We start from the raw sequence: 3,555 nt of genomic DNA, 5'->3' as shown, positions 1-3,555 counted from the left end.
GCGGACCACCGGTCCGCACCCACAGGAGAAGCAGCTCCCACCCATCAGCAGGGTGTCAGGAAACGCCGGCGCCCTTGGCCTGCACGTCGGCGTGGTACGACGAGCGCACCATCGGGCCGGAGGCCACGTGGCTGAAGCCCAGCTCGTAACCGTAGACTTCCAGCGCCTTGTAATCGTCCGGCGTCCAGTACTTCAGCACCGGATGGTGATGCGCGGTCGGCTGCAGGTACTGGCCGATGGTGATCATGTCCACGTTGTGCGCACGCAGGTCGCGCATGGTGGCCTTGATCTGTTCGATGTCTTCGCCCAGGCCCAGCATGATGCCCGACTTGGTCGGCACGTCAGGGTGCTGCGCCTTGAAGTTCTTCAGCAGGTTCAACGACCACTGGTAGTCGGCGCCCGGGCGCACGTTGCGGTACAGGTCCGGGACGGTTTCGATGTTGTGGTTGAACACGTCCGGCGGGTTCTGCGCCAGGATCTCCAGCGCGCGCTCCATGCGGCCCTTGCCGCGGAAGTCCGGGGTCAGCACTTCGATGCGGGTGCCCGGCGACTTCTCGCGGATGGCGGTGATGCAGTCGACGAAGTGCTGGGCACCACCGTCGCGCAGGTCGTCGCGGTCGACGCTGGTCACCACCACGTACTTCAGGCCCATGTCGGCCACGGTCTGGCCGAGGCTGGCCGGCTCGTTGGCATCGGGCGGCTTCGGCCGGCCGTGGGCCACGTCGCAGAACGAGCAGCGACGGGTGCAGACCTCGCCCAGGATCATGAAGGTGGCGGTGCCGTGGCCGAAGCATTCGTGGATGTTCGGGCAGCTGGCCTCTTCGCACACGGTCACCAGACGGTTCTCGCGCAGCTTGGCTTTCAGGTTCTGCACGGCATTGCCCGAAGGAATGCGCACGCGGATCCAGGAGGGCTTGCGCAGCACCGGCACGTCGGCGAACTGCACCGGCGAGCGGTTGATCTTGTCCCCACCCATCTGCTTGACCCCGGCCTGCAACGGCGCGGTGGACGGAAGCTCGGCCTGCACGATCTGCAGGGGAATGGTGCGGGCAGTGGTTTCAGTCATGGCGTTTCCGGGGGCGGTCAGGCGGCCGCAGAGAGATCAGGCAGTTCAGGCACGGGCTGCAGCAGCAGGCCGAACTGGCGGGCCAGGTGGTCCAGCAGCACCGGCTTGACGGCGTCCATCCCGGACGGACCGCCCAAGTCTAGCACCGTGGTCACCTGCAGCCCCTCGTAACCACAGGGGTTGATGCGGTGGAAAGGATCAAGGTCCATGGCCACGTTGAAGGCCAGGCCATGGAAGGTGCAGCCGCGACGCACGCGGATGCCGAGCGCGGCGATCTTGGCGCCGCCGACATAGACGCCCGGGGCGCCGTCGAGCCGTTCGGCACCGATGTTCCACTCGGCCAGGGTGTCGATGATGGCCTGCTCGATGCGGCACACGTAGTCGCGCACGCCGATGCCCAGCCGCGGCAGGCGCAGCAGTGGGTAGATCACGATCTGGCCGGGGCCGTGGTAGGTCACCTGGCCGCCGCGATCGACATGGACCACCGGGATCTCGCCCGGCGCCAGCACGTGCTCGACCTTGCCGGCCTGGCCCAGGGTGAACACCGGATCGTGCTCGACCACCCACAGCTCGTCGAGCGTGTCGTCGTCGCGCTGGTCGGTGAAACGCTGCATGGCGTGCCAGACCGGCTCGTAGGGCTGGCGCCCCAGGTCACGGACCACCGCCGGGCGCGGCGGACGCGCCTCGGGGGCCGCCGCTTCGGCAGGGCAGCTGACGGCTACACCGTCCACTTCACTTCCGGGTGGTCGCGCAGGGCCTGGTGGGCCACGTCGTACTGTTCGCGGTTCTCGGCCCGGAAGACCAGGCGCACCGAGACGTACTTGCCGTTGGACGAATGCTTCCAGCTGATGCGCTCGTTCACCACGTCGACGCCAGCAGCCAGCAGCAGGCGGGGGAGTTCATGCTCCAGGCCGCGGTTGGCCGGGCCCATCGCGCTGAGCTCGAACTGACCGGGGAACTGGAAGCCGTGTTCGGGATTGTCGGACTTGATTTCCATGCGCCCATTATCGGGCCGCAGGGCAACAAACCCAAGAGTATTCATAAAGCTCGGCGGCACCGCAGACGGGTCGCTGCGTTGCAGCTGAACATCCATTCAGCCTCGGACCCGGCTCCTACGGCCCTGCCCCGGGCCCGACGACGCCTGTCTGCGGTAACCAATTGTGTCGATCAGACAATGTTGTTTTCGGAACAGACAAGTGATTCCAGCGCGCTCGTTCCGTCACAGCGCCGGGAGTACCGTGTCGTTGCATAAAACGACAGACAAAAGCCCCCTTCCTGATGATCATCCCATCCATGCGCTACCTCGCATCCTTTGGATTGTCCGGCCTGCTGGCCACCGCCCTCCCCCTTTCCGCCCACGCAGCCGAGCAATGCGGCCCGGACGCGATGCGCGAGCATCCGCCGCAGGTCAATTTCCGCGTCGACAACGACCTGTTCGGCGGCCGCCACCAGGACCAGGGCTATACCAACGGCGCCCAGCTGACCCTGGTCTCGCCCAACCTGGTGGACTACACCGATGACCCCTGCCTGCCGCGCCTGGCGCGCTGGGTGAACAGCCACCTGGAAGCACTGCACCCGGGCAAGTTCGAACAGCAGAACATGATCTTCAGCCTGGCCCAGGGCATCTTCACCCCCACCGATCCGACCCGCAGCGACCTGATCAAGGATGACCGGCCGTATGCCGGGGTACTGCTGGTCAGTTTCGGCTTCAACGCACGCAGCGGCGATCGCCTGCAGACCACCCAGCTGTCGCTGGGCGTGGTCGGGCCGTGGGCGCAGGGCAAGCAGGTGCAGGACGCGGTGCACAGCGTGCTGGGCGATGAGAAGTTCAAGGGCTGGGACAACCAGCTGCACAATGAACCGGTGTTCATGCTGACCCACGAACGCATGCGCCGCTGGCCGGGCGATGCCAGCCTCAATGCCGACGGCTGGGGCTGGGATGCGATCAGCCACTACGGCGGTTCGATCGGCAACCTGGAAACCAAGGCGAACCTCGGCGGCGAAGTGCGCTTCGGCTGGAAGCTGCCGGACGATTTCGGCAGCACTCCGCTGCGCCCGGCCGGCGAGAACACCGCGCCGACCCGCGGCGGCAAGCCATCCGGCTGGTCATGGCACCTGTTCGCCACCACCGATGCGGCGTGGGTGATCCGCGATATCACCCTGGACGGCAACACCTTCCGCAACAGCCACAGCGTGGACAAGCGTCATGTGGTCGCGCAGGGAGGTTATGGCATCGCGGTGATGCGTGGCCGCTGGAAGTTCGCGATGGCGCGCTACCACAGCACCCGCGAATTCGATGGCCAGCGCCAGTCACCGGTGTTCGGCAGTTTCACCGTCAGCCGCTCGCTGTAAGCGAAGGGCTGATGGTGAAGCGGGTAGGTGCCGACCGTTGCTCGGCACACCGGATTGAATCGCTCGCTCTAATCCGGGACTGCGTCCGCCGGGCATGGCCCGGCGCTACCCGATCATCGGTAGCGCCGGGCCATGCC

The 3,555-nt window shown here is 66.4% G+C and carries 4 protein-coding genes; 1 reads left to right on the top strand and 3 read right to left on the bottom strand.

Going from position 1 to position 3,555, the window contains the following annotated elements:
• Positions 1-55 precede the first annotated feature (55 nt).
• The 3 genes from lipA to ACFX4F_RS21245 are packed head-to-tail and all read right to left on the bottom strand — an operon-like array spanning position 56 to position 2,063.
• Complete coding sequence (gene lipA / locus ACFX4F_RS21255; protein ID WP_380658349.1) at positions 56-1,066, bottom strand: lipoyl synthase; 1,011 nt, start codon at positions 1,064-1,066, stop codon at positions 56-58.
• A 17-nt stretch (positions 1,067-1,083) separates the two neighbouring features.
• Positions 1,084-1,728, bottom strand: coding sequence for a lipoyl(octanoyl) transferase LipB (gene lipB, locus ACFX4F_RS21250; RefSeq protein WP_236511563.1), 645 nt, complete (start codon positions 1,726-1,728; stop codon positions 1,084-1,086).
• Between the two features lie 56 nt (positions 1,729-1,784).
• Positions 1,785-2,063, bottom strand: coding sequence for a YbeD family protein (locus ACFX4F_RS21245; protein ID WP_032975372.1), 279 nt, complete (start codon positions 2,061-2,063; stop codon positions 1,785-1,787).
• Between the two features lie 296 nt (positions 2,064-2,359).
• Here ACFX4F_RS21245 and ACFX4F_RS21240 point away from each other — a divergent pair, with 296 nt between their 5' ends.
• On the top strand, positions 2,360-3,418 hold the full coding sequence (locus tag ACFX4F_RS21240) for a lipid A deacylase LpxR family protein (protein WP_380658346.1): 1,059 nt from the start codon (positions 2,360-2,362) through the stop codon (positions 3,416-3,418).
• Positions 3,419-3,555 lie beyond the last annotated feature (137 nt).

Source organism: Stenotrophomonas sp. YIM B13575, from assembly GCF_042787595.1.
In the GTDB taxonomy this organism is placed as follows: Bacteria; Pseudomonadota; Gammaproteobacteria; order Xanthomonadales; family Xanthomonadaceae; genus Stenotrophomonas; species Stenotrophomonas lactitubi_B.
The sequence above is the reverse complement of the archived record's forward strand: the minus strand, read 5'-3'. Positions and strand labels throughout refer to the sequence as shown.

Coding starts and splice junctions, on each gene's coding strand:
- ACFX4F_RS21240 (WP_380658346.1), top strand. CDS start 2,360: ATGCGCTACCTCGCATCCTTTGGATTGTCCGGCCTGCTGGCCACCGCC.
- lipA (WP_380658349.1), bottom strand. CDS start 1,066: ATGACTGAAACCACTGCCCGCACCATTCCCCTGCAGATCGTGCAGGCC.
- ACFX4F_RS21245 (WP_032975372.1), bottom strand. CDS start 2,063: ATGGAAATCAAGTCCGACAATCCCGAACACGGCTTCCAGTTCCCCGGT.